We start from the raw sequence: 24,570 nt of genomic DNA, 5'->3' as shown, positions 1-24,570 counted from the left end.
ACCGGAGGCTGTGCTGTCACTAAGGGCCGTCGGCCTGTCCGTTGAGGCCATCGCTCAAGAACTCGACTGCAGCATCTGCGTGGTTCAGGCTGCCCTGGATGCCGCCGTCGCCCGGCGCCCGCGCGGATTGGGGCGTGAAGAGCGCTTCCCGTACGAGCTGCACGTCCTTCTCGCTGCCAAGCTCCGCGATCACCCGGAGCTGCGCGACCTGGCCAGAGCGAACATCCGGCGCATGCGCGAAACGCCCAGAGCCCCAATGGCTGAAGGCGGGGTGGACCGGTGGGAGGAGATTCTGGACCTGCCGGTGGATGCGGCGGAGCTTGAGATGCTGCGAGGTGATGAGCTTGGCAGCGACCTCCGGCAAATGAGCCCCTTCGCCGGCGCCCTCGGCAAGGACGAACGCGAAATTGCGTTGAAGAAGGCGCAGCTAACGAGCGGACCGTAGCCAGACCAGGGATCAAGTGTCAGCCGGGTTCACCTTAGTGCTCCTCGCGGTTGCTTCTTACAGCGCAGCGAGGTTCGAGGGATAGCTCAGAGCAGGCTAATCCCTACCCCTCAGCCGTCAGTCCCAGCCCGGGAAGTTCGTCCACGATCCGGTTGGTTTCAAGACTGAGCCTGACAATCCTGCCAATAAGGTCGATGATGTAGCGCGGCTCCTTGTGCTCCCGAGACCAGTCATTCGGGTCGTTGACGATGCCGGATGCCTTGTCCGTCTTGACCTGGTAACGCTCCAGGATCCAGTCCAGGGCCGACCTCGAACCGAGCTTGTAGCGGTGGACCTCTTCAGGGATGCCTTCCAAGGTTATGCGCGAGTTGTAGATGATCCGGGTTTTGTCCCAAGATCCGGCCTTCCCTGCGTACCTGATCTTCGTGACGGCGTATTTGGCGAAGTCGTCCTGGCTAACGGCAAGGGCGGTCGTGGCCTCCTCTATAGGGTAAGGTTCCAGCGATTCGTAGCCGATGTGAAGATCAGACAGGGCCTGACCGGCGTTCACGAAGGCGCGGAACCGCTCTGGGCCAGGAACCTGCGGGATGCGCGGCAGCGTCTTCTTCAGGTCCGCGGCGAATGTTGTTCGGTACTCCACGGAGTGCAGGAGCCCGTAAACGTAGTGGAAGATGTCATCCTTTGTGACGCTCTCGCCGTAGGCGGCGCGATAGGCAGCGAGGGCGCTGTCCGTGATGTTGTCGGTCCGCTGCATCTGACCGTCACCGGTATCAAATAAGGTTCCGGCAACCGCTGGGGAATAGATGTATCGAGGAAAGAACTGCCCTGCGTCCATGAAATAACCGACATCGGGTAGGGCGTCCACTGCCATCAAGGAGAATGGGGTCCGAGGCGTGCCCGAAACGACGTAGAGACCAAAGTTTTCCGTCGTGGGCATGGGGTAAACCGACTGCAACTGGTACACCATGTCATTGAGTTGACGAGAGAAATGTACGCGCTGCCGGTTGAAAGGTCGATAGGAGGCATCTCGGTATCCGTCGAGTTTGGCCGAGTAGGTGATGCCTCGCTGGAGTTGAGACTTGTCTGCCCGGTTCCAGCTCAGCTTCGTTGGATCCGTATTGATAAAGCTATCCACGGGCTGACCTGCACCGTCCTTGGCGTAGCGCTCAACCTCGGAGTTGTAGAAGGCGACCATTGACTCCACATTTCTGCGAAGCTTCTCCTCCGACGCGTTGTAGACCCAAGCATCACGGTTAGTTTTGAGTCCACCCGTGTGCAAGGCGAAGATGCCTTGGCCACCTTCATGTTTGGCACTAATAGGCGGGAAGGTTTCAAAGTTCGCGCTCCGCTGGTTTATCCAGTCTCCGTTAGACGCAGGCGTTAGAACTTCCCAGGGGATGCTGTCCATGCTGGCCGCTTCCACGATTGAAAGCTTTTCAGAGCGGCTCAGGTAGTCCCCAATATCTCTGTAGCGCAGATTGCAGGTGTTTACGGCGCCAGGCTTCTTCACCAACAGGAGAATGGCGGCGGTGGTTTTGCTCCCCACACCGAAAACGTTGTCCTTCTCTTTCCGGCGTTGCTCGCCTGAAAGCCCTGCGTTACCACGGAGGTTGTAGACATAGATGCAGTGAAACTCTGAACTGAGCGTTTTTCGCAGCCCGTCGGCGGTGTTCCCGTCGATATAGCCCCCGTTTGTAATGAAGCACAGGACTCCGCCGTCTGCGGAGTTGAGGATGCGGTTGGAACCCCATCGAATTGCCCGAATATAGGAGTCGTAAAGAGAGTTCTTGTTCGTTGCCGTAGAGCGCTCCGCGTAGGTGTTTCGGATCGACTCGTCCAGGGTGGGATATTTGAGGTTTGCGTTATTGTCGTTGCCGCTGGACTGGCCCACGGAGTAAGGCGGGTTTCCGATAATGACACGAATGTCGAGGGCGTTCTGGGCCACAACACGCGAGTTGTTGGTCGTGAAGACGAAGTCGTCTAGGGTGTCGCCGGCTTCGGTCATCTGAAAGGTGTCAGTCAGGACGATTCCGTCGAATGGCAGATATGGCACCTCATCTGGCTCTTTACCTTGTTCGGTCGCCTGTTGCTCCATGAGGCCGTGAAGGGTGGCTTCGATGTTGATCGCGGCGATGTAGTACGCCATGAGCAGCAGTTCGTTGGCGTGCAGCTCCGAGGTGTACTTGCGCAGAAGGTCCGCTGGCTTGATCCTGCCGGACTGTAGTAGCCGGACGATGAAGGTTCCAGTGCCGGTGAAAGGGTCCAGGACGTGGACACCCTCATCGCTGATGGAGGCACCGAAATGCTCTCCTAGGATGTCATCGACCGCGCGGATGATGAAGTCCACCACCTCCACCGGGGTGTAAACGATACCCAGGGATTCCGCGGTGCGGGGGAAGGCAAGTTTGAAGAACTTCTCATAGAGCTCGGTGACGATCTTCTGCTTACCTTCAGCATTGGTAATGCCTTCGGCTCGGACCCGGACGGACCGGTAGAACGATTCCAGGCTCGCGACCTCTGAGTCCAAGTTGTACTTCTCAAGGATGTCGACCATGGAGTCCATAACCTGGGAAACCGGGTTGTTGGCCGCGAAAGAATAGCCCTCAAAGAGGGCCTCGAACACCGGCTTGGTAATCAGGTGCTGGGAGAGCATGTCGATGGCGTCCGACTCGGAGATGGAGTCATTCAGGTTCCCGCGCAGACCCTGCAGGAAGACACTGAATTCCTCCCGCGGCCGCTGGTCCTCACCGTCCAATATGGATTTGATCCGGAGCACGTGCCGGTCAGCGATCTCCTTGACGTCCTTGGCCCAGGATTCCCAGTAGCGGCGGTCACCGACTTTCCGGACCATGCGGGCGAAGATGGCGTTTCGCCACTGGTCCGCGGCGGCCATGTGGAACAGAGCTTGTGTGCCGGTTCCGTTGTTGTCGGCATCACCGGGTCCAACAGGTCCGCCCCCGAACGGGTCTGCCACCGTGATGACGTCGATCTTGTTGTTGATGTTCCGGTTGAGTTCAAGCTTGTTGATCATCGCGTCAAACCGGTCATCGTGCGCGCGGAGGGCCTGCAGGACGTCCCAAACAACCTTGTACTTCTTGTTGTCGTTGAGTGCTGTCTCGGGGTCCTGGCTGGCAGGCACCGCGATGGGCAAAATGATGTAGCCGTGCTCTTTGTTTGTCTCGGTCGACGTGCGCATGACTCGGCCGACGGACTGGACGACGTCGACCTGGGAGTTCCGCGGGTTTAGAAACAGGACTGCGTCCAGGGACGGGACATCGACGCCCTCGGACAGGCACCGGGCGTTGGTCAGAATCCGGCATGTGTCGATGCCGTCGGCCGCGACAGTGTCGCCGGCCTTGAGCCAGTCCAGCTTGGCAGACCGCTCCAGGACGTTGAACGTACCGTCCACGTGCTCGGCTTCCAGCATCAAGCTGGGGGCGGCCTCCTTCTCGGCCCGGTTGACCAGCAACTGCCGTCCAACCAGTTCGAAGTCAGCAGCCAGCTTCTTGGACTCTTTGATGTTCCGGGCGAAGGCGACGGCGCGGCGCATCGGCGAGGGGTCGGTGATGTCCAGGCGTTCGCCGTTGACACCGCGTTTTGCGAGTCCGTTCCAGCAGCCGACGATCCGGGCGGCGTCGTCCAGGTTCAAGTCGCCGTTCTCCTCAAACAGGCCCTGGAAGGACTTGCTAACTGCTTCCTCATCAACCGCCAGGACAAGGACCTTGTAGTCGGCAAGGTGGCCCATCTCCACGGCCTTGCCGAACCCCAGGTGGTGGAACTCGGGGCCATAGACGGCTTCGTCGTCCATGGAGTACATCTTGACGTCGTCCTGGCCGGCCTTTGCCTTGGCTTCCTGAACGTAGATCCGTGGAGTGGCCGTCATGTAGAGCCGCTTGCCGGATTCGATGTAGGTGTTGTCGTGGACCCGGACGAACGCGGAGTCGTTATGGTCTGACTCGGTGATACCGGTGGTGCGGTGAGCCTCGTCGCAGACGATGAGGTCGAATTCCGGCAAGCCGGCCTTCTGGGCCTGGTGGATCACGTTGATGGACTGGTAGGTGGAGAACACCACCGTGATGGCTTCCTGCCCGGTGCTGATCCTTGCCCGGTTCAGGAGCTTTGCCGGGTCCGTGGTGGCCGGGAACGCCAGATCGTGGACGCTGACATCCTCGTGCTCTTTCCGGCCCACCTTGGTGTCGGAGCAGACCGCCAGCGGACGCAGCGGAACAGAGGCCTGGGCGGTCCATTCGTTCAGAGTCTGCTGTAGCAGTGCGATGGAGGGGACCAGGAAAAGGACGGAGCCGCCGATGGGGACGATCTCCTCGACCATCTTCAGCGAGGTGTAGGTCTTGCCGGTGCCGCAGGCCATGATGAGCCGGCCGCGGTCACTTTCGGTGAAGCCCTTCTTCACATCCTCAATGGCTTCGCGCTGATATTTGCGCGGCTCCTTGCCACCGAGCTGCTTCATCTGCTCGGGAGCATCAATACTGAACTCAGACCAGTCAATCGTGGAATCCGCCAGGTCAGCGAACCGGAGCCGTGTCATCGGCTTGGACTGGCCCTCTAGCGCGTCTTCCGCGTGCTTTGACCATTTGTCGGTAGTGGAAACCACCATGCCATATGAAAACTCGGCCTTGCCGACGGCCGTAAAAAACGAATCGATCTGCTTCTTGTCCAGCGTCCGGGCAGGATCGTAGAACTTGCACTGGATCCCGGTCAGCTCGCCCGTGTAGCGGTCCTTAGCGACCAGGTCGATGCCGGTGTCCACGTGCCCGTTCCGGCCCGGCCACTCACTCCAGAGCCAGACGTCCGAGAACTGGTCGGCGTACTTGGGCTCCACCTCCAGGTACCGCTTCATCAGGTGCTCGAACTTCGTGCCCTTGTCGTGCTGGTCAGTGGCGGAGAAATACAACCGGTCGAGGACATCTTCGAAGCTTGCGGAACCCATAGGAAGTATCTTGCCTTACCGTTGGCGATGGGCAGCAAACGACCCAGTCCGCAATCAGAATCTGATATGTGAGGATCCGAGTGATTTCGCCGCAAGATACTTCTGGACGACTTCTTAATGCGGGCGCGTGGGGGTTAGAAGCGAATTCCGATGGCAACTATGGTGACCAAAGTGCCTGTTTACTTAGCAAAGGCTAGGGCTGGGCCGGCTGCTTGAACGCGACCGCATTCCACGCCGCCGTACTCACCGCGCACGTAATAGGAGATATACGTGTCGGCCGCTACTCGCCACATAGAGGTGCCGTTCTGGTTGTTGTAGACGGCCGCTTCCTTAAGGGTGAAGGGCAAGACCCCGCGGGCCGGCACCTGACCATACGGCGTCTCAGTGAGTGGTGAGTCCGTCTCTGGGGTCGGAACCTCCCCGGTGTAAGCGAGCATAAGGGCGCGGCTCAGTGTTACGGGCACTTCGCCTCGGTTCTCAAATACACCGAAAAAGATCACCCCGACGCCGTCCATGATGCTGCTGAAGTGCGTAGGCTCGCGGGTTGCCGAGGTTAGCCTCATGGTCACAAGGCCTTCGGGAGGGCATGAGTCGAACGTCGGGCCCGGCGTCGGCGTCGGCGTTGTGCGGGTTGGCGCAGCTCCGCCAGGAGCAGGACTCGAAGCCGTCGGGGCGGGAGCCTGAGCAGTGGGAATACTGGGCGGCACTGAGGCCTTAATTGCTGCTGGTGTGCCCACTGGCTTTGAAGGAGTCGGCGACTCCTGCGTTGGAGATGGTGCGACCTTAATCGTGGGTGCAGCGTGAACTGTCGGAGTCGCTGATGGTGCGGGGCGATAGGCGGATGTCTTTTCTGGAAGGACAATGGGTACAACGAAAACGCCAGCCGCAACGATCGCCATCGCGAAGAGCGCGGCGATCAGCCAGTCGGCGCGCGGCTACCACAAACCCCTCATGCACGGATCATATGTTGACCCGCAGGAGATGCCCCGGTTGTTACATGGGCGCGAGGGGAACCGTGTTCGCGGCGAGGCGATCAAAGCCTCACCGACCCACCACGCCGCTCTTATTTATAGGAAGCCAGGTACTGCTGGACGACGTCCTCTTTGATGCGGCCGCGCGGGTTCACCTCAACACCGTTCGAAGCTGCCCAGGCTCGGACGGCCTTAGTGTCGGCGGCCGGCGGAAGATGGCGAACGGTAGCCGCCTTCCCGGCCTTCTCCTTGCGCGCCGCCTGCGCATAGCGGGTCAGCACGCCTCGAAGTGCGGCGGCGTTCTGACCTGCCAAGTCAATCTCGTAGTCGGTGCCATCCAATGCAAAGCGGAGTGTCTCGGTCGCCTCGGATCCATCGAGGTCGTCAATCAGTTCAATCACGGTGCGTGTAGCCATCCGAAGATCGTAACGAGAACGCGCCCTCACAAAATGGTGCAACGCGGGCGAAGGCGTCTGTGATCTAGGCCACCGATAGTGCCGCTTTTGAGGTCTTTCAAAACCGATCCGTTCCGCGAGCCTGTTCCACCTACCCCTGTGTCATTTTCCATACTCGCGTGCACAGCGGGCAGCCTGCTTTCGAGGTTGTGCAGGCGGGTGTTGAGCACTGGTTTTTCCGTACTCCTCTGCACTAGGGTCGTTTTTGCTTACTACTCCTCTGCACGCCGAGGGAGGTGTCGGAGTGGATGCGGAATCGGCGCCGATTCGTGAGCCGGGAACGTTGACGATGCCGGATGTTCTCTGGGATCGGACGAAGTCGGTTTCGGCCGTGATCGGGCCCTTGGCTGCGCGCACGGTTGTTGGCAGGGCAGCGGTTGATGCTGCGGCCGCGGCGTTGGGCGTATCGCGACGCCAGGTGTACCTGCTGATCAGACGCCATCGCGGTGGTTCTGGGTTGCTGACGGATTTGACTCCTGGCCGTTCCTCCGGAGGGAAAGGAACTCCTCGGCTGTCGGAGGAGGTCGAGGAGCTTGTCCGGGTGATGGTGCGGAAGCAGTTCCTGACTCGGCAGAAGCGGACTTTGGCGGCGGTGTATCGGGATATTGCTGCGGCGTGCCGCGCACGGCAGCTTCCTGTTCCGGCCCGAAACACGGTGGAACGGCGCATCCGGGCGTTGAATCCAGTTGAGGTAGGTCGGCGCAGGGGAGGGCCCGATGCGGTGCGGCCGTTGCAGGCTGCTGGGGACGAGGTGCCGGTCGTCGGCACCATTTTGGAGCGGGTGCAGGTCGACCACACGGTCATCGACGTGATCGTGGTGGACGAGCGGGAGCGGCGACCGATTGGTAGGCCGTATTTGACTGTAGCGATTGATGTTTACAGTCGGTGCATCATCGGCATGGTTGTGACGCTGGAGGCGCCTTCGGCGGTGTCGGTCGGGCTGTGCCTGGCGCATGCCGGGACTGACAAAAGGCCATGGCTTGAAAGTTTGGGTAGTGAGGCGGGGTGGCCTATGAGCGGGAAGCCGAGACTGCTTTACCTGGATAATGCCAGCGAATTCAAGAGCGAGGCGCTCCGGCGAGGATGCGATCAGCACGGTATCGAACTGGCCTACCGTCCGATGGGCCGGCCTCATTATGGCGGGATCGTGGAACGCCTGATCGGCACCGCGATGAAGCAGATTCACGAACTTCCCGGGACCACCTTTTCCAACCCCAGGGAACGGGGCCGTTATGACTCGGACCGGAAGGCGGCGTTGACCCTGCGTGAGCTGGAGAAATGGATGACCCTTGCCGTCACCAACTACCACGGCACCATTCACAGCACGCTGGGGCAGACGCCGGCTGGACGATGGGCAGAAGGGGTGGAGGCGACGCGGCGGCCGCCGGTTGCCACGAACCCGACAGCGTTCCTGGTCGATTTCCTTCCCGTCGTGCGACGTACCCTGACGAGGACGGGTTTCGTCATCGACCATGTCCACTATTTCTCCAATGCGCTGAAACCGTGGATCAGCCGGCGCGAGACGCTCGGGCCATTCCTCATCCGCCGGGATCCCAGGGACATCAGCAGAATCTGGGTGTTGGAACCGGAGGGGGCTCACTATGTGGAGGTTCCTTACAGGACGATGGCTAACCCGTCGGTGAGCCTGTGGGAGCACCGGCACGCCGTGGCGCGGCTACACGAGCGCGGCGTAGCGCAAGTGGATGAGGCGGCATTGTTCCGCACCATCGAGCAAATGCGGGAGATCGCAAGAACTGCCTCGAAGACTACCAAGCGCATGCGTCGCGACGCCGAGCGCCGCAATGCAGCGACGACGCGGCGTTCGAAGACACCGTCCCCATTGCTCCCGCCGGAAGCCCTTGCTGAGCAGGCACCGGACACGGCCATCGATGCGGCCCGGGTGCCGCTATTCGATCAGATCGAACAGTGGTGACGATGCCCGAGTACGAGGCACCGGAGTTGTCTCACCTCCACCCGAGTGTGCGGGACACGGCACGGTTGCCTGCGAACGAGCGGGTTGAACTGATCCGGGCCGACCGGTGGATCGGCTACCCGCGCGCGGTGGAAGCGGTGGCCCGCCTGGAGTCCCTGCTGTCCTGGCCGGACAAACAGCGGATGCCGAACCTGTTGCTGATCGGGCCGACAAACAACGGCAAATCGATGATCGTGGAAAAGTTCCGCCGGGGACACCAGCCAGTGGCCGAGGCAGAGCGGGAAAACATTCCGGTGCTGTGCGTGCAGATGCCTTCTGAGCCTTCCGTGCTGCGCTTCTACATCGCGCTCCTGGCGGCGCTTGGGGCACCGCTTCAACCACGGCGGCGCCTGGCTGACGTGGAGCAGATTTCGCTGAAACTGCTGCGCTTAACGGGAGTGCGCATGCTCGTCATCGACGAGCTGCACAATGTCCTCGCAGGGCAAGGCAACAGCCGCCGGGAGTTCCTCAATCTCCTGCGGTTCCTGGGCAACGAGCTGCGCATCCCGATCGTCGGCGTCGGAACCCGGGAGGCATATCTTGCGGTTCGTTCCGATGATCAGCTGGAGAACCGGTTTGAACCCATCGTCCTTCCCTTGTGGAACACGGGTGCGGACACTCTGTCGTTGTTGGCCAGCTTCACGGCCGCCCTGCTCCTGCAGCGCCCCTCGGACATCGCTACCGCCGATATGGCGCAGTATTTGCTCGCCCGAAGTGAGGGAACCATTGGCGAACTCGCCCGGCTCCTGACGACCGCAGCGATCGCCGCCGTGGAAAGCGGTGAAGAGCGCATCAATCGGCGCACCCTGGTCATGGCTGACTATGCAGGACCCGCAGAACGGCGCCGCTTGTTCGAACGCGAACTGATGTGAGGCCGCCGGAGCGCTGGCCCCTTCATCCGGCACCTGCAGCAACGGAATCTTTGTCCTCCTGGCTGCGGCGGACGGCGAGCAGCTATGGCATGTACTCCCACCAGTTGCTCGAACACGGACTCGGTCACCGGGAACTCAGCGACGCTGAGCTGGATCTGAACCCGCCATCGCACCTGCTCGACGAGCTCGCCAAACGTACGGGCCTTGAGCAGCGCCGCGTGAGCGCCATGACCATGGCCGGCTGGGTGCCATGGCTCTTCGACTCCCTCACCCCTGCACCCGACACCTACGAAACTTACGTGCACCAGCTCTCGGTACTCCTGCCAGCGGCGCGGCGCCAAATCTACACACCGCGGAAGTGGCAGCCATGGCTCGCGGAAACCCGGGTGCTGCGGGGATGCCGCGAATGCCTGGAGTCCGGCCCGACGATACTGCTCTTCTGGCAATTGCCGCTCATGGCAAGCTGCCCGGCACACCGGCGCCGGCTCGAAACCTATGAGGGACACCCTGCCGACTACATCAGATGGGCAGCACCCGCCCATGACCAGCGCGAGCTCCCGAAGTCATCGGCCCTGATGGACCGGCGCACCTGGCAGGCCATAACAACAGGATCCGTGGACCTACCCCGCCGCTCGGTTCACGCCGGAGTCTGGTTCCGGCTGCTGAGGACCCTGCTGGATGAACTCAGCACGCCCCAGGGACGGTACGGCCGGCAGCTGGAGGACGTGCGCCGGGTCTGGGAGCACTGCGGCCACCCGTTCCGAGCCGGGCTGCACTCATGGCAACCGTTCGAGACCCTCCACTGGGCCAGGCAGCAGCAACTTCTGGAAGCAGCAGCCGCCGCGATGGAAATGATCGAGGACGGCACTCTGACCGCCATCGGTACCTCCGCGCACCTCCTGCTCCCCGAGCCGAAGGCACGGATCAGCGATGGAACTCCGCCGCGATCATTGACAGGCGCCGCAGGCGTGCAGAAGCAGCCGACAATGGACGAGCTCTGGAACCAGGTGACGGCTACTCGGGACGCGTGCATCGCAGCAGCCAGAACGGATCCCGTGGTCGCGAGGCACCTCTTCGACTTCGCACGCTACGGGTGCCGCAGTGAAGAATCCGCCCGCGGTCTTCGGGACACCTTCGCCGAGCTTCAGATACCCCTCGGCTTTTTGTCACAAACAGAAGGGGATAGACCCTTTGCCTGACGTAGAATAAGTAACGCGTTAAGTGACATATTTCGACTTCGAACGGGATTTAGATCCTGCTGTCACTTAAACGAACGTATAAGTGACCGGGGGAGTGGGCCATGCTGGTTGGGTACATACGGGTCTCGAAGGCGGACGGCTCCCAGACCACCGACCTGCAGCGCGACGCTCTCCTGGCCGCCGACATCGACGCCGGCTCGCTCTACGAAGACCTAGCCTCCGGAAAGACAGACGACCGGCCCCAGCTCGCGGCATGCCTCAAAGCATTGCGGCACGGGGACACACTCGTTGTCTGGAAGCTCGACCGGCTCGGACGGGACCTGCGGCACCTGGTCAACATCGTCCACGACCTGACCGAACGCGGCATCGGACTCAAGGTCCTCACCGGGCAGGGCGCCGCCATCGACACCACCACAGCCTCCGGAAAACTCGTCTTCGGAATCTTCGCGGCCCTCGCAGAATTCGAACGCGAACTTATCTCCGAACGAACCCTTGCCGGCCTGGCCTCAGCCCGGGCCCGTGGCCGCAACGGTGGCCGACCCTACAAAATGAGCCCTGCGAAGCTCCGTCTGGCCATGGCATCCATGGGCAAGCCCGGAACCAAAGTCAGCGAACTTTGTACCGAGCTCGGCATCACCCGCCAGACCCTTTACAGACATGTCTCACCCACAGGAGAACTGCGCCCCGCCGGTGAAAAGCTACTTAAATCGAAGTGACCGCCGGGCGGTGCCTTTATGCGTGGACACCAATCAGACCGGACTCGTCTGATGCAGATGGTTGCAGTAGTCCCCCCGTCAGCGTGCAAATCACCGTGCGGGCCTTGCGTACATAGCCCAAACCAGTAACCACGCGAACATGATGGATGCCTTTGTCAGCACGGCGATCGACCGGCTTGCGGGCCACTGGCGCGTTCTCTTTCGGGGGCATCGTTGGTCCTGCTCCACGGCGATGTGGCTAAGGGACGAGGTGATTGCCCGGGCGCCCGGAACAGGCTGAGGCTTTGACCCATAAAGTTGGCTTCCGGCCAGCTCACCTCAGACGTGTCCTCTTTAACGGGGCCTTTCGTCTTCGGCGTCGTTGCGTTCGCTGACACGGTTCGAGCGAAGGAAGTACACCCCCAAGGCTGCAGCAAAGATCGCAAACGCGATCTTTAAACCGCCCAGGACGAAATTGGATTGTGAGATGTCAAAAATTCCATATATGAGACTTGCCAAGGCCATGATTAGACTTGCGACTGCAAAAAACCTGTTCGTGGGTAGCATCTAAGACTCCTTGCAGCCGCGCAGCCGATCGCTATTTGAACCTAACCGCTGCTTCCTATTGAAAGCATCAGTCGTCGTTGCCCCGAGCATACGTTGGAGAGCGCCCAACCGTCGACGGTCAAATAGGGACGAGTGTAGTCGAGCAGGCGCGCCCATTAAACAGTGGCGCACCCGTCCTGCACGGCGTCCGTTGAACGATCCTCAATGGGACGAACCTGACAACCTCTCAGTCGGCCCCGCTGTAAGGAGAGAACGTCGGTGTGTAGAAGCCGCGTCCCCTTGGTGTCGGAAAGTACGCCTTCCCCTTCTCGATCAAATAAGACCAGGTGTCACCGTCCACGAACGACGGAGCAGCGGGGAGGAACGGAGGGCGATTGTCTGGACCCAATGCGTGTGGATCCTTCTCGGGGAAGTCAGACTCCGGAAAGAGGTAGTTCTGCATCGGACATTCGATCCCGGCTTCCGTGATTGCCCACTCTTCATTGACTAATTGATAGAGGGCCCCCTTCAATGTTCCTCCGGTTGAGTCTGACCGACTTGAGGCAAGAGCCAGCTTAAGGCCGCGAGTGAACTCCTTTAGTGCAAGAGCAAAATTAAGGGCGTTCGAGAATTCCCAGTATCCCGCAGCTTTCAGTTTTTGCCTCAGTTCAGCGTCAACATCTTCAGCTGACTTATCCGCATTCCAGTCACACACGATGACTGGAGTACCTATATCGCCTGGGCGCTTCTCGACTGGGACAGAAACTTCGAGGGCGACTTCGCCTTCTCGCCGGCCCGGCCACCGACCATCGTTGTACTGAACGTATTGGAACTTCACGAACGGGCCCTGCAACGTGGGCGCGGCCCGGACCACGATCCCGCCACCCACTGCCCCGACGCGGTTCGCCTCGGCTAACGCTTGGCTGATGGTCCTGTGTGAGACGTCGTCCTCGACTGCGTCCACCACCGCTTCCTGTAGTGAGGCTTCGTCTTTCTTCCTCTTCATGAGTATCGACTCAAGGTCATCAAGCCTGTGGGCGAGGTCCCCGGTGCTTTCCTCGACTGCCGCACGGACCTGGTCAGAGACCCCCTGCCCAGCAGCTTCTACAACCCTTCTGGTGAAGCGAGGTTCGGCAAGGAACAACACAGCGGCGAGCAGCATGGATGTTCCGACATTGACGAGGATCGACTGCCAAACCGACGTCCACCCCCAATCCAGCGCTTCCGCAAAGATTGCCAACAAAAGCATGGCCGACCCACCGAGAAGGAAAGAAGAAAGGTAGCCCCAATGAGGGCGGCGGTGATGTTCATTAGACGCTGACACTGCCCAAATATATCTGGTGCTTGAAAATGACAACGAAAAAGCAAAGGCCTCGTTGATTCCGTGGTCTCACCATTAGTAAGTAAGGCCACACCCGCACCGTGAGCACCGGTGGGCCAAGAGACCACCGGATACGATGTGTCCCAATAGCCATCGGCTTATGGGAAAAGATGCACCGTTTCATTGATTGGTGCCCCTGGTTCAGATGTGGTGGCCAGTAACCGGAGGCCGGCGGCCGCGGGGCTGCCCGCGTCCGCCGTGTACATCAGGATCCGGTGCCCGGACTCGTCCGGCTGGGCCAGGACCTCGAAGTTCAGCTCCAGGGTGCCCACTTCGGGGTGGTGCATCATTTTCATTCCGGACATGCAGTTCTGCACGGGGTGCTTGGCCCAAAGCTTCGCAAACTCCGGGCTTTTCAGTGTCAATTCCCCGACCAGGGCTGTCAGCTCCTGGTCGTTGGGTGCGGCTCCTGCCAGCAGCCGGAGAGAGGACACTGCCCGGGCGGCTTCTTCCGGCCAGTTCAGATAAAGGGCCCGGGTGTGCTCATCCAGGAACAACAACTTCGTCAGGTTGGGCCGCTCCGCCGGGTCGTGAGGGGTATCAAAGGCCAGATGCCCGGCGACCAGCTTGTGCCCGAGGCTGTTCCAGGCCAGCACCTCACTTCGCCGGCCCAGGACGACGGCCGGGGTCGTTCCCATCGAGTCGATCAGCCGTACCGTCCCGGACCGGGCACGATCAGGCCGTGAGACAGCGCGGCGCTTGCTCTTGGCGACCGGCCTGGCCAGGTTGAACAGGTGGCGCCGTTCATCCGTATTCAGGTTCAGCGCCCGGGCAATCGCGTCAATCACCCCCTCGGAAGCGTTGGTGCTCAGACCCTGCTCGAGGCGGGTGTAGTAGGTGTTGCTGACCCCGGCAAGCATCGCCAGCTCTTCGCGGCGCAGCCCGGGGACCCGGCGGACACCGTAATTCCGCAGCCCCACGTCCTCGGGCTGCAGCGACGCCCGCCGGACACGCAGAAATTCCCCCAGCTCACTTCCATCGCTCATCCCCCCAGTCTGCCCGGGCGGACACGTAATTGTCCTGTCCCTGCCAGTGCTACCCACAAGGTGGTGTGGCTGACTTCCCCCAACCCACGCAAGCTGAAACCGACAACCTCTCTCTTTAGACCACATCACCCTTGAAGGAATACGCGTGACAACATCGAATGACGTGGACCGCCCCCAGACGGAGGTCCTGGCCCCGGCCGTGCCGGGCATGACCGGCAGGCAACGGCTGACCCTTATCATCCTGCTCACCGCCAGCTTCACCCTGGCCGTTGACTTCTCCATTCTGAACGTCGCCCTGCCCACCATTGGTGCGGACGTTGGATTCAGCCTCGAACACCTGCAATGGATCGCCACGTCCTTCGCCCTGTGCGCGGCCGGGCTCACGCTGCTCTTCGGCCGGGTCGCTGACCTGGCTGGCCGACGACGCATGTTCATCATCGGCATGGCCCTGCTCGGCTCCGGTTCCCTCCTCGGCGGTATCGCCTCCGAACCGATCCTTTTGATCATTGCCCGTGTCGCCCAGGGCGTAGCCACCGCCATCGTCGTACCGGCAGCCCTGTCACTGCTGTTCTCATCCTTCCCGGAAGGGAAGCTCCGGGAAAAAGCACTGGGCCTGAACGGCGCACTCATGGCCGCAGGTTTCACCACCGGCGCGATCCTCGGCGGACTGCTCACCGACCTGCTCAGCTGGCGATGGGCGTTCCTGATCAACGTCCCCGTCGCGGCCGCCGTGCTGGTCCTCGCCCCGATCGTTCTCGCCGAAAGCCGGCCGGCCGAAAAGACCCGGCTGGATGTTCCCGGGGCCGTCACGGTCACCCTGGGCCTGCTCGCCCTCGTCTTCGGACTCACCCACGCGGCCGAATCCTCCTGGACCGATCCCACCACCTTGGGAGCCTTCACCGCCGCCGCCATCCTGCTGGCCGCGTTCGTCGCCGTCGAGCGCCGTGCGGCCGCTCCCTTGGTGCCGCTGGCTATCCTCAAACGCTCCACCGTGGCGTGGGGCAACATCGCCGGGATCCTTGCGTTCGTTACCGAAACCTCCCTGGTCTTCCTGCTCACCCTGTACCTGCAGCAGGTCCTCGACTACACACCCCTCGGCGCCGGGCTCGCCTTCGCTGTCCTGGGCCTGGGCACCGTCCTTGGCGGCATCCTCGGGCCGAAGGTCATCGGCGCTGTCGGCAACAAACGCGCCATCGTGTATGGGTTCATCTTCCAGGCCATCGCCACCGCTTCGCTCGTCCTGCTCAGTAACGACCCGGCAGCCATCATCCTGCTGCTGATCGCCACGTTCATTGGCGGCGTCGCGAACCTCGTCGTCATTGTCGGGTTCATGGTCACCGCCACCACAGGGCTGCCCGATGAAGAGGCCGGGCTCGCCACCGGTCTGGCGACCATGAGCCAGCAAATCGGGATCACCATGGGCATCCCGGTCATGAGCGCCATCTTCACCGCCCAGCTCGTGGCTCTCGGATCAACCGACGCCCCTGCAGTCCTCACCGGAGTCACCCTAGCTATCTGGGTCAACGCTGCACTCTGCCTGACAACAGCCCTGACCGTGGCCTTCTTCCTGCATTCAACAACAACAGAGAATGCTTCAGCCCCCTAATCGGCCACCTTCATAAGGGCCCAGGGGCATGCCGCTTCAAAATGAGCGGCATGCCCCCTTCTGATTACCTGTCCCCCCGCACTGTGCGCCCGAGCCCGGTAGAGGATCCTTCACCGGGCCGCGCCTTGGCCCTGTCCACGGTCCGGCGCCGATGAGGGTTTCGTGGGCTGCTTGCTGGCCTGCCTTGCGTCATAGGCTGTGGGAATGAGTGTCAGCGCAGCGCATGCAACTGTCTTCTACGAAGAGATCCTCAAGAACGGTGAGGTGTGGGCGATCCGCGATGCAGGTGGCCTCCCGGCCCCGCTCAACGGGGATGGTGATCGCAGCATGCCTTTCTGGTCCCTTCGGAGCAGAGCAGAGCGCGTTATCGCGAATGTCCCCGACTACAGGGACTTCGAACCGATGGCCATCCGCTTGGACGCGTGGCGCACCCGCTGGATCGACGGCCTCGAGGGTGACGGGATTCTCGTGGGCCTCAATTGGACCGGTGCTCGGGCGACAGGTTATGACTTCAGACCAGCGGAAGTGCGCACCCGACTTGGCGCTATCGAGAACAAGGAATGAACGTGGACAACGAGCCGAGGCACCGGGTGGACCCTGCCGGCCGTTCTCCACTCCACTACGCTGCGCTGGAAGACGATGCCGAGGCAATAGCACGGTTGCTAGCCGCGGGATCGTCGCCTGAAGTTGTGGACCGCCAGGGCTTCACGCCGCTTCATCTCGCAGCGCAGGAATTCGCCCCTGCGGCGGCTGCCTCTCTGATCGATGCAGGAGCAAAGGTCGACGCGGAGAACGTCTTCGGCAACACATCACTTTGGATCGCCGTATTTAATTCCAAAGGTCGGGGTGAGCTGATCGGACTGCTCCGTGCCCACGGCGCTGACCCGCTGCACGTCAACGCAAGCGGGCAGACGCCGGTCGGCCTAGCAAGGCTCATTGGCAACTACGACGTAGCGCAGTACTTCCAGGACATACCCGGATAGCAGCCTGGCGGCATTCCTGACAGCCCCTCCTCATTGGCACGCTGACGGATCGGCCTACGGGCACACGACCGCACTACTCCTCGCTGACGCCAGACCGCTGACGGTTTGGTTCACTACCTTCCCGGCTATTGGAACTTGACCTGAGCAAGCGTCGAAAATTGCCTGTCGATATTTCAGCTTCAGGGTTAGCCTTAGCCGTGGCTCGCGTCGATCCATATCGAAGCGCAACCAAGCGCATAAAAAGACTAGGTGACGGCCGGAAACTGTTCCTTTTCATGGGACTATAGACGGATCGGGGGGATCGTTGACGTGACGGGAAGACCGAGGAAACTCACGACCAGCAGGACCACGTGGCAGGCCATGTACTCGATGTTCGGGCCGATGGCCATCGCTAACTTCACGATGCTCCTCGTCCTCATCGTTTACGTGATCTTCCAGCCCAAGGCCAGCGATCCGAGCACATACTGGGCTATCGGGCTGATGGCAGTTCTCATGCTGCTGGCCGGCGTCCTGATGCTGAAGGGACTGTTCCGGTTCAGGCTGGTCCATAGGTCGCACAAAGAAGACCGGCAGCGCATTGCTGCGGGACTTCCGTTGGAACCAGAACGAGACGACGACTAAACGTGTTCCGTGCCTTTCTACTCTCGACCAGGCTCACGTGCCGATGACGGCGCCATGCAATCAGAGCATGCGCGGAAGACGATCCCTAAAGGCACGGCCCCGCGTTTCTTCACCGAGTCCATGCCCGGATAATTGAGGCATGCAACGTGCGAGGGTTCATGTCATGGGGGCAAGCGGTAGCGGAACGACCACGCTCGGTCGGGCTCTGGCTGATTATTGGTCCGTTCCTCACGCCGACGCCGATGACTATTTCTGGTTGCCCACCGTACCGCCGTACGTCGAGAAGCGTCCCGAGAACGCCCGGCTGGCCCTGATGCGCGAAGTCTTCGTTCCTCGGGAGAGCTGGGTCCTGTCCGGCTCCGTGATGGGCTGGGGAGAGAGCGTCGTGGCCGAGTGCGATGCTGTGGTTTTCTTGACGCTTGATGCCCGGGAGCGGCTGGGACGCCTCGAAGCCCGCGAGGAGCAGCGCCGGGCCGGCCGAGACTTCGACCAGGCGGCGTGGTCCGAATTCTTGATTTGGGCAAAAGGCTACGACGACCCGGCATTCGGTGGCAGAAGCCGTGCAGCTCATGAAGCGTGGCTTGTTCAACTAGACGTGCCCGTTCTGCGCCTCAGCAGCGCCATGTCGGTAGTGGAACTCCGCGATTCCGTCCTGAATTGGGATCCTTCGTAGATACAGGAAGACTCGGCCGCCGCATGCCGATCCCTCACCGGACGCTGCTCCCTCCAAAAGAGAAAGGCTAAGCAAATTCAACATCAAACCCCTCGAACAGCAGCGCGTCTCGAATAAAATCTCGCAGCTGATCTGACTCATGCGCCTTCCCAGCTGCCTTCGCAGCCGCGCTGCCCCGAAAATAGATGACTATGCTCATGGTAGGAGCAAGCATCTCTGAATCAATCTCATACTGACGGCCCCGAAAAATCACAGATAGACCCACGCGAGCAATACGAAGTTCACCGTCTTTAGACGCAACTACATTTGGTCCTCTTGCCTCAAAATCAGTACTCATCTAGAACCTCAAACGTACTCATGCGGAAACATCACGCTATTTCTCCAAGGATGGGATTCCGAGGTGCGCGCAGATCTCGGGTCCGCCAGGGATGACGGCAACGCTGTTGTCGACGACGCACGCTGTCAGCTGCGGGACGTAGTGGCCGATCAGTTTGTTCCGCCCGGCGGCCCCTCCGAGTGGATTGCCGTACTTATCGCTCGGAATTCCGTTGGCGCGTGACTTTTTTGGGTCGGCCGTGGGCGCGGTTTGGACGAAACCGGGCGGGATGAGATCGTCAGTGATCCCCTGGGGGTTCATCGATCCCATGTCCCAGAGCCGGCCACATTGGTTAATGGGGTCCGTGATCTGTTGCATTCCTGCGTTCGGGTCATCGGGGTTCGGGTTATTCTTCGCGTCAAAGCCTGCCATCATGATCCCCGTGCCGAGGTACGGGGGCATGACCACTTTAGGGTTTGCTTTGACGGGGTAGGTGGTGGTGATGTCGGCGCGGTAATAGCAGCGGATGTCGCGTTTGTCGTTGACCGGGGCAATAGCCGTGTAGACCCCGGCGGCGGTGGTCCCGGCCAAAGCTGTGCCGGCAACAGCAATCACCACGGGAAGGGCAAGCCACTTGCGTGACCGCTTCGGTTTGCGGCGGGCTTCCTGGACCAGCAGGTTCCGGACGTGCTCTTTGGTTTCTCTCGGGTACGTGACCTCGGTCAGGTTCATGACAGCCTCGCTTCAACGATCGTGGTGTCCAAGTGGTCGACGGGCACTGTGGTTTGGTTCATCTGGGCCAGCTTGGCCCTTGCACGGTGCAGCCTGGATTTCACTGTCCCGGCCCGTACACCGAGGGTCTTGGCTGCGTCGTCCTGGTTGATCCCGTTCATCAGGCACAGGATCACGACGTCCCGTTCCCCGTCGTGCAATCCCGCGGTTGTGTCGAGCAGCGCGCGGACTTCACGTTCCGCGTCCACCCTGGATGTCACTGCTTCGGCATGGTCTGCCTCATGTTCGCCATGCCGGGGGTCCGAATGCGGCAGCCTGGTCAGGAAATCGGCATACCGCCCCGATGCTCTTGCCCGGTTGCGGTCTGCGTTCGTCGCAACCCCGAGCAGCCACGGGAGGAGGCTGTCCCTCTGCGGTTTGAGCTTGTGGCGTTGCCGCCACGCCTCCAGGAAGGTGATCGAGACGAGTTCTTCGGCGTCATGCCAGGACCCGCAGCGGGAGAGTACGTAACGGAAGACCGCATCGGCATGCCTGTTGAACAGGACACCGAAAGCGTCAGCGTCGCCAACGGCGCACGCATGCCACAGGTCTTCATCGGTCTCCTCCATATGCCTCATACCTTGTAGTGTCCGCAGGACCGGAAAAGGTTCCAGGCCCATCAAACAATTTCCACCTCGATGGATGGCTCGGAGATCCGTCAGCAGCTAAACCGAGGAATCAACTCCGCTGTCCAGCCTCCGTTGATAGATCCGCCGGCGTGTACCGGCTTAGACGGTGTCTCGTATTGAAGTCATGGTCAGATGCTGTCATGGATTGCGCCTTGCAGGACCGTCCCGGCAAGGGAACCCCAAAGGGAACACCTTCGCTGGGAATTAGCTGGCACGGAGCTACCAGCTCTCCAAAATAATGCGAGCATCGGCGAGCAGGTCACACTGAATCTTGTCGCGTTGTTCGGGGAGTTCTTCCCAAAAATCTCTGTCGGCAAGTAGGGGATTCAGTATCGTGGGCTGGCCAAGGGCGAACCAAGCGAGGCCGAGGATGAGAGTGGCCCCAGTGTATGGATCAAGGGTTCCGTCAACGATTCGTTGTAGCCAGTGTCGGACCAACACGCGGCGGGCAAGGCTGTCATCCTCAAGAGGTTTGCCCAATTCGTCTCGCACCTGGAACCACAAATCGTGGAGTCCGCGTGGATCGTTCCGGGGGTATCCGGCCAATTCGCGGAGCGCCGGAGAATCGTAACCGTCCACAAGTAAATCTGCCGCAATGCCGGGATATTGTTCACAGGCAACCAAACCAACCTGGTCGCGAAGAAACAGCAGACGTACACTCTCGATTTCCTCGCCACTCATAGGTAGACCATAGTTGCCTTCCCGCCCAGCGCTTCACCCGACAGTGGCGTCCCGGTCACCGATCCTTGAACGGGAACTGCTGGTCTTCCGTTCGGATATTGGCATTACGCCGGCGGACGGCCCTTGATTTCTGGGATCAAGTCTTGGTGGCCGTGACGGTCAAGGTAGCTCTTCAGGTATCGAATGTGTGACTGCAGGACGGGACGGTGGACATATTCAATCAGTACTCGACGCTCTCGCTCGTCGTCTCCCCGGGCCCGGCAGAGATCTGCGATGTCGAGTGACCCGGCTGGGCCGAGGCCCAATGGGAGCGGACCGACCTCGTCAAAGCTGTCCAGGATGCTGAGCGCGTCGGGAAAGGAATCAAGCCACGGTAGCCCGACCTGGAGCAGCGCAGTGTCGGCATTCCCTGACGCCTTGGGGTCGTCGAGCTTCCACCAGCTATCACGCGCATCCTGCCCGCTGATCAGTTGACCGATGGTCCACCTTAGATGGCAGTCGTAGTCATTGATCCACGGACTTCGAGGTGTGTGAGTACGGGTCATTTCCGGCACATGCACCCCGAAGTCGAGCCGGAACGACCCATAGAGACGCTCGCGCAAGCCGGGGACCTCCGTCCATGCGGGTGGTTCCTTTGGCGCCATCCAGAAGTAGACCACATGAACGAGACCATCGCTGGCGAGACGGTTGAAGCAGTGCCGACGCTTCTTGAACCCGGCCGCCTTCAAAAGCGGAGCTTGGTTGTCAACGATTGCGCGCATTCGCTGAGATTCAGGAGTCAAATCCGTCACCGGCCAAATCTATCGCCAGTCCACGCCCAGACCTGCCCGCGGAAAGCTGTTGAGCGTGTCCTTTTGAGGATCCTTGACCGGACGCAGCGGCGACCCCTGAGTGGCCGGCCATGGGGCGATGTGCTCTGCGTTCACGGAGTCAAGTGCCCCGATTGCGAGCAGGAGGCGATTCTGTTGCGCCTGTCATGCAGCCGCCGGAGCGAGTTACTGCTCGTGGTCCTGATCTGTTGGTTGTTCGAGGGTGGACTCCCGCTTGCGCCGCCGGATTTCCTTCACTGCCAGACCGGACTGGGCAAACCAGCCGACGCCCAAGAGGATGGCTAAAATACCCGACCACCGTCCCGACCAACCGAACAGACCTATAGCAAGCCAGCCTATTCCGAATGCAATCCAGAAGTTCTTTATCGACCTGAGATCTCCGGTTGAGCGCTTCGGAAAGCGCACTGACGTCCTTATCCTGGCAAGCAGCCTCTCCCACATGGGGCATCCTTCGGTCCATGGGTCTTTATGCACATTCTGTTCGTGAGCATACGACGCGCGAAGACTCTTGTCGTTAGTTCAACGCCCGATCAGCACTGGAGTACGTTTGTGCGGTGCCCCGTTGTGGATCCTCTACAGGGCGCCGGCGAGGATATTCTCCCGCTAGGGCTGGACCTTCACACCGTCGTTGAGCCGGGGACGGTGGGAGCGGCGGGTAAGACCACGTGCCCATAACGCGATCATTAGTCCGACGGTGGCGCCCCCGCCAGCAAGGGACCAGGGTGAGGACCATGACCCTTCCGGTGTGGGAATCGCGAAAGCCGCCGCAATGGTGGCGATACCCACGAGAACTTCCACGGCGATTTGCAGCGGCCTGACTGGATGCTCGGGGTAGGCGAGGCGGATGAAGGGAATAACCGGGAGCAGGAACAGGCCCAGGCTGGGGAACGGGTAAATCACATTGAAAGTGAAGATCGCGACACCGAGCACGAGAAGGCCCAAAAACTTGAGAACCTGGAGCACCCGGAGTGGGTTCTCCGGCGTCCATTGACTTAGCAGCAGCCCCCAAGCTGGCAGGCCAAGCAGCCAGCCGCCGGCCCAGAAACCCAGGTTCAGCACTGCTAAGACGGCGAGCAGGGCTCCGGGGAGCAGGAACGCCACGGTCTGTCGCGGCGATGGAAGCGTTCTGAGCGGGCCGAAGATGCAGGCTCCGATGAGCAGGTAAGCAGTGGTGTACCCGGGAAGCAGCTGGATCGGGGGCACCTGCGATAGGCCTAACAGGAGTAGTCCTATCGCGACGACCATGACGCACACTGCGACGAACGTCCAGGGGCGGCGGGCAGGAGTGGGTTTTACATCCCCCAATGTCATGAAACGCACTCTACCGCCTTCGACGGCACCCGGGAGTCGGTCGCTTATCGGATGCAATGGCGCCCGCTGAAGGATCCCTGAGCGGACACATTTTGCCTTCTCATTGCAACCCGCTAGAGGTCCCTTAGCGATTCGTGGCCTATGCTGGCAAAACTGTCGAACTTTGGCTGGGGGCAGATGTGAAGAAGCGATGTCGACTTTTCCGCGTGGCCGCAAGCGTCACCTGCCTGCGTTGCCCGATGTCTGTGATTCGTGAAGAGTGCTGTCGTTGACCAGGGTTCTGATCGTTTCCTATATCGTCATCGTGACTTATGCCGTCGGCTATTCAGGGCAATTCAGACTTCCCATGATCGTTCGTCCGGGTACGCCCATTCACAGATTCTTGGGGAAGGTGAACCTTGTCCTCCACGGATGCGCTATAGCGATAGCACTCGCCTTTCCGCCTCTAACGGACTTCCAGGGCCTAGCAATCCTGTCGTACCTTTCCGCGCTTTTCGTGGCGGCTTCACTTGCTGTCTACCGCTGGCGCCCCCTTAGCCTCTACGTGATCGTGCTTCGCCCCCAAGGGAAACGAGGGAAGCCAAAGGCGGAACAGTCACGCACCCCCTGGCCGTACGTATGGCTATGCTGCGCAGGCTACATCCTGATGCTGATCTACATCCAGACCATCTTCGGACGCTACTGGTAAATGTAAAAGCTAGGTCTTTCCAGGGCGAAACAGCCACGATAAGGGATCCCTCAGCGGGCGCCTGAAGGGCAGCCCTTCATTCTGGCCCTGCGACCAGGCGTTGGCCCAGATGTTCATTCAGGTTGAGCAGCTCCTGGAAGGGCACAGCCTTTCTTGCCGCCTTCGCTATGTTGCGACCTTCCGCCGTAAAGAGGAACGGGTACACGCTGATACCTTCATCGAGGGACAGTGCAGAGACTTCCGCTTCCCATCCTGGCCAGCGAAACTCTTGGTAGAAATCCGCGATTCCGTTGTTCAGCAGCCACTCGATGAATGCCGTGTGGCCGACTCCCAGGGGCATCCACTCCAACGTGTCGGGACCCCAGTAGCAAACTTCGCCGACTTCGGCGGAAAGATCATCGTGGTTGATGGCGAACACTCCACCCAGGACGTCATACCCGACGACGAGGTGACCCGGGGGTGCTGCGCGATGGTCGGGGTCACCGAGAGCGTTCACGGTCGCGAGATCCTCGATTCCCTCAGCGCCGGCGCCAAGTATGCGTACCCATCCGTGGTCGAGGACGAGAGCCCCGCAGTTCGATGCGATGGCACCAAGCGTCGACGCTGCCGTCACCTGTAGGCGGTAGAGCACATTCCTTCTGGCGGTGTCATCCGCTGGCAGCACTCTGACCTCGACGGCCGCCTCGGACAAGAGCGCCCTCAGCCGCGGCCACGCGGGGGCGTCGACGTGGAGAAGCTCATCCGCAGATCGTATTGAAGTCATGGTCAGATGCTGTCATGGATTGCGCCTGGCAGGACGGGCCGGCAAGGGATCGGTCTACGGGCACCCGAGGACGCCTGCTTTCAGGACGTCACTGCTGAGCCTGTCGGCCTCTTGTTATCAGGACTTTCCCTGACTAGCGATTTGACTGAGGGTCCTTGGTCCGCATAAACAGCAGTACCAAGCAGAGGATGAGCGGAAGGGCCGGCGCGTAAATAAGCTCAAAGCGTC

Annotated in this window: 23 protein-coding genes; 10 read left to right on the top strand and 13 right to left on the bottom strand. The window is 60.8% G+C overall.

Annotation, left to right across the window (positions count from 1 at the left end):
• The first annotated feature begins 10 nt into the window (after positions 1 to 10).
• Positions 11 to 445 carry a hypothetical protein gene (locus tag AC1DIP_RS02880; protein WP_477732768.1) on the top strand — a complete coding sequence of 145 codons (435 nt, stop codon included), beginning with the start codon at positions 11 to 13 and terminating at the stop codon, positions 443 to 445.
• A gap of 103 nt (positions 446 to 548) precedes the next feature.
• On the opposite strand, the gene AC1DIP_RS02875 is transcribed toward AC1DIP_RS02880, so the two are convergent.
• The 3 genes from AC1DIP_RS02875 to AC1DIP_RS02865 form a co-directional block, all read right to left on the bottom strand.
• Positions 549 to 5,393, bottom strand: coding sequence for a DEAD/DEAH box helicase (locus tag AC1DIP_RS02875; RefSeq protein ID WP_477732767.1), 4,845 nt, complete (start codon positions 5,391 to 5,393; stop codon positions 549 to 551).
• A 179-nt stretch (positions 5,394 to 5,572) separates the two neighbouring features.
• A complete protein-coding gene (locus tag AC1DIP_RS02870; protein WP_477732766.1) occupies positions 5,573 to 5,956 on the bottom strand; it encodes a hypothetical protein in 384 nt (127 codons plus the stop codon).
• A gap of 500 nt (positions 5,957 to 6,456) precedes the next feature.
• Positions 6,457 to 6,780: a histone-like nucleoid-structuring protein Lsr2 gene (locus tag AC1DIP_RS02865; RefSeq protein WP_477732765.1), complete on the bottom strand. Its 324-nt coding sequence runs from the start codon at positions 6,778 to 6,780 to the stop codon at positions 6,457 to 6,459.
• Between the two features lie 283 nt (positions 6,781 to 7,063).
• Here AC1DIP_RS02865 and AC1DIP_RS02860 point away from each other — a divergent pair, with 283 nt between their 5' ends.
• The 4 genes from AC1DIP_RS02860 to AC1DIP_RS02845 all read left to right on the top strand — a co-directional run bounded on the left by AC1DIP_RS02860 (position 7,064) and on the right by AC1DIP_RS02845 (position 11,578).
• Positions 7,064 to 8,752: a Mu transposase C-terminal domain-containing protein gene (locus AC1DIP_RS02860; RefSeq protein ID WP_477732764.1), complete on the top strand. Its 1,689-nt coding sequence runs from the start codon at positions 7,064 to 7,066 to the stop codon at positions 8,750 to 8,752.
• A 2-nt stretch (positions 8,753 to 8,754) separates the two neighbouring features.
• Positions 8,755 to 9,663, top strand: a complete 909-nt coding sequence (locus AC1DIP_RS02855) for a TniB family NTP-binding protein (RefSeq protein ID WP_477732763.1) — start codon at positions 8,755 to 8,757, stop codon at positions 9,661 to 9,663.
• Positions 9,660 to 10,862: a TniQ family protein gene (locus AC1DIP_RS02850; RefSeq protein WP_477732762.1), complete on the top strand. Its 1,203-nt coding sequence runs from the start codon at positions 9,660 to 9,662 to the stop codon at positions 10,860 to 10,862. The genes AC1DIP_RS02855 and AC1DIP_RS02850 overlap by 4 nt, the downstream gene beginning before the upstream one ends.
• 101 nt (positions 10,863 to 10,963) lie before the next feature.
• Positions 10,964 to 11,578, top strand: coding sequence for a recombinase family protein (locus AC1DIP_RS02845; RefSeq protein WP_477732761.1), 615 nt, complete (start codon positions 10,964 to 10,966; stop codon positions 11,576 to 11,578).
• Between the two features lie 772 nt (positions 11,579 to 12,350).
• Here the strand turns inward: AC1DIP_RS02845 and AC1DIP_RS02840 are convergent.
• Positions 12,351 to 13,352 (bottom strand): hypothetical protein, encoded by a 1,002-nt coding sequence (locus tag AC1DIP_RS02840; protein ID WP_477732760.1) that lies wholly within the window; start codon positions 13,350 to 13,352, stop codon positions 12,351 to 12,353.
• 230 nt (positions 13,353 to 13,582) lie between these two features.
• Positions 13,583 to 14,470 carry a helix-turn-helix domain-containing protein gene (locus tag AC1DIP_RS02835; RefSeq protein ID WP_477732759.1) on the bottom strand — a complete coding sequence of 296 codons (888 nt, stop codon included), beginning with the start codon at positions 14,468 to 14,470 and terminating at the stop codon, positions 13,583 to 13,585.
• Positions 14,471 to 14,678: 208 nt separating this feature from the next.
• On the opposite strand from AC1DIP_RS02835, the gene AC1DIP_RS02830 reads away from it, so the two are divergent.
• The 5 genes from AC1DIP_RS02830 to AC1DIP_RS02810 all read left to right on the top strand — a co-directional run bounded on the left by AC1DIP_RS02830 (position 14,679) and on the right by AC1DIP_RS02810 (position 18,353).
• Positions 14,679 to 16,076 (top strand): MFS transporter, encoded by a 1,398-nt coding sequence (locus tag AC1DIP_RS02830; RefSeq protein ID WP_477732944.1) that lies wholly within the window; start codon positions 14,679 to 14,681, stop codon positions 16,074 to 16,076.
• Between the two features lie 204 nt (positions 16,077 to 16,280).
• The gene (locus AC1DIP_RS02825) at positions 16,281 to 16,640 is read left to right on the top strand and encodes a DUF2750 domain-containing protein (protein ID WP_091718511.1); all 360 of its coding nucleotides are present in this window, start codon (positions 16,281 to 16,283) and stop codon (positions 16,638 to 16,640) included.
• Positions 16,641 to 16,642: 2 nt separating this feature from the next.
• On the top strand, positions 16,643 to 17,059 hold the full coding sequence (locus AC1DIP_RS02820) for an ankyrin repeat domain-containing protein (protein ID WP_477732758.1): 417 nt from the start codon (positions 16,643 to 16,645) through the stop codon (positions 17,057 to 17,059).
• 309 nt (positions 17,060 to 17,368) lie between these two features.
• Positions 17,369 to 17,680 (top strand): hypothetical protein, encoded by a 312-nt coding sequence (locus AC1DIP_RS02815; RefSeq protein WP_477732757.1) that lies wholly within the window; start codon positions 17,369 to 17,371, stop codon positions 17,678 to 17,680.
• Between the two features lie 256 nt (positions 17,681 to 17,936).
• On the top strand, positions 17,937 to 18,353 hold the full coding sequence (locus AC1DIP_RS02810; RefSeq protein WP_477732756.1) for a P-loop NTPase family protein: 417 nt from the start codon (positions 17,937 to 17,939) through the stop codon (positions 18,351 to 18,353).
• A gap of 67 nt (positions 18,354 to 18,420) precedes the next feature.
• Here AC1DIP_RS02810 and AC1DIP_RS02805 read toward each other — a convergent pair whose 3' ends face one another.
• The 8 genes from AC1DIP_RS02805 to AC1DIP_RS02770 all read right to left on the bottom strand — a co-directional run bounded on the left by AC1DIP_RS02805 (position 18,421) and on the right by AC1DIP_RS02770 (position 24,342).
• Entirely contained in the window at positions 18,421 to 18,690 is a 270-nt protein-coding gene (locus tag AC1DIP_RS02805) for a hypothetical protein (protein ID WP_477732755.1), read from the bottom strand.
• A 36-nt stretch (positions 18,691 to 18,726) separates the two neighbouring features.
• On the bottom strand, positions 18,727 to 19,401 hold the full coding sequence (locus tag AC1DIP_RS02800) for a hypothetical protein (RefSeq protein WP_477732754.1): 675 nt from the start codon (positions 19,399 to 19,401) through the stop codon (positions 18,727 to 18,729).
• Positions 19,398 to 20,009, bottom strand: coding sequence for an RNA polymerase sigma factor (locus tag AC1DIP_RS02795; protein ID WP_477732753.1), 612 nt, complete (start codon positions 20,007 to 20,009; stop codon positions 19,398 to 19,400). The genes AC1DIP_RS02800 and AC1DIP_RS02795 overlap by 4 nt, the downstream gene beginning before the upstream one ends.
• A gap of 279 nt (positions 20,010 to 20,288) precedes the next feature.
• Positions 20,289 to 20,750, bottom strand: a complete 462-nt coding sequence (locus AC1DIP_RS02790; RefSeq protein ID WP_477732752.1) for a hypothetical protein — start codon at positions 20,748 to 20,750, stop codon at positions 20,289 to 20,291.
• Positions 20,751 to 20,854: 104 nt separating this feature from the next.
• Positions 20,855 to 21,541 carry a DUF4304 domain-containing protein gene (locus tag AC1DIP_RS02785; RefSeq protein WP_477732751.1) on the bottom strand — a complete coding sequence of 229 codons (687 nt, stop codon included), beginning with the start codon at positions 21,539 to 21,541 and terminating at the stop codon, positions 20,855 to 20,857.
• A 204-nt stretch (positions 21,542 to 21,745) separates the two neighbouring features.
• On the bottom strand, positions 21,746 to 22,021 hold the full coding sequence (locus AC1DIP_RS02780; protein WP_477732750.1) for a hypothetical protein: 276 nt from the start codon (positions 22,019 to 22,021) through the stop codon (positions 21,746 to 21,748).
• A gap of 162 nt (positions 22,022 to 22,183) precedes the next feature.
• Positions 22,184 to 22,900 carry a hypothetical protein gene (locus AC1DIP_RS02775; protein ID WP_477732749.1) on the bottom strand — a complete coding sequence of 239 codons (717 nt, stop codon included), beginning with the start codon at positions 22,898 to 22,900 and terminating at the stop codon, positions 22,184 to 22,186.
• A gap of 755 nt (positions 22,901 to 23,655) precedes the next feature.
• Complete coding sequence (locus tag AC1DIP_RS02770; protein WP_477732748.1) at positions 23,656 to 24,342, bottom strand: DUF2625 family protein; 687 nt, start codon at positions 24,340 to 24,342, stop codon at positions 23,656 to 23,658.
• Positions 24,343 to 24,570: the final 228 nt, after the last annotated feature.

The sequence above is a fragment of the Pseudarthrobacter sp. 05T312 genome, from assembly GCF_056396685.1.
This window is presented reverse-complemented; position numbering and strand designations above follow the sequence as displayed.

Bases quoted from the DNA above. Each gene is read 5' to 3' on its own strand.
- AC1DIP_RS02855 (WP_477732763.1), top strand. From the start codon at position 8,755: ATGCCCGAGTACGAGGCACCGGAGTTGTCTCACCTCCACCCGAGTGTG.
- AC1DIP_RS02790 (WP_477732752.1), bottom strand. From the start codon at position 20,750: ATGAGTGGCGAGGAAATCGAGAGTGTACGTCTGCTGTTTCTTCGCGAC.
- AC1DIP_RS02770 (WP_477732748.1), bottom strand. From the start codon at position 24,342: ATGACTTCAATACGATCTGCGGATGAGCTTCTCCACGTCGACGCCCCC.
- AC1DIP_RS02870 (WP_477732766.1), bottom strand. From the start codon at position 5,956: ATGAGGCTAACCTCGGCAACCCGCGAGCCTACGCACTTCAGCAGCATC.
- AC1DIP_RS02830 (WP_477732944.1), top strand. From the start codon at position 14,679: ATGACCGGCAGGCAACGGCTGACCCTTATCATCCTGCTCACCGCCAGC.
- AC1DIP_RS02780 (WP_477732750.1), bottom strand. From the start codon at position 22,021: ATGTGGGAGAGGCTGCTTGCCAGGATAAGGACGTCAGTGCGCTTTCCG.
- AC1DIP_RS02795 (WP_477732753.1), bottom strand. From the start codon at position 20,009: ATGGAGGAGACCGATGAAGACCTGTGGCATGCGTGCGCCGTTGGCGAC.
- AC1DIP_RS02865 (WP_477732765.1), bottom strand. From the start codon at position 6,780: ATGGCTACACGCACCGTGATTGAACTGATTGACGACCTCGATGGATCC.
- AC1DIP_RS02875 (WP_477732767.1), bottom strand. From the start codon at position 5,393: ATGGGTTCCGCAAGCTTCGAAGATGTCCTCGACCGGTTGTATTTCTCC.
- AC1DIP_RS02805 (WP_477732755.1), bottom strand. From the start codon at position 18,690: ATGAGTACTGATTTTGAGGCAAGAGGACCAAATGTAGTTGCGTCTAAA.
- AC1DIP_RS02800 (WP_477732754.1), bottom strand. From the start codon at position 19,401: ATGAACCTGACCGAGGTCACGTACCCGAGAGAAACCAAAGAGCACGTC.
- AC1DIP_RS02840 (WP_477732760.1), bottom strand. From the start codon at position 13,352: ATGCTTTTGTTGGCAATCTTTGCGGAAGCGCTGGATTGGGGGTGGACG.
- AC1DIP_RS02835 (WP_477732759.1), bottom strand. From the start codon at position 14,470: ATGAGCGATGGAAGTGAGCTGGGGGAATTTCTGCGTGTCCGGCGGGCG.
- AC1DIP_RS02845 (WP_477732761.1), top strand. From the start codon at position 10,964: ATGCTGGTTGGGTACATACGGGTCTCGAAGGCGGACGGCTCCCAGACC.
- AC1DIP_RS02825 (WP_091718511.1), top strand. From the start codon at position 16,281: ATGAGTGTCAGCGCAGCGCATGCAACTGTCTTCTACGAAGAGATCCTC.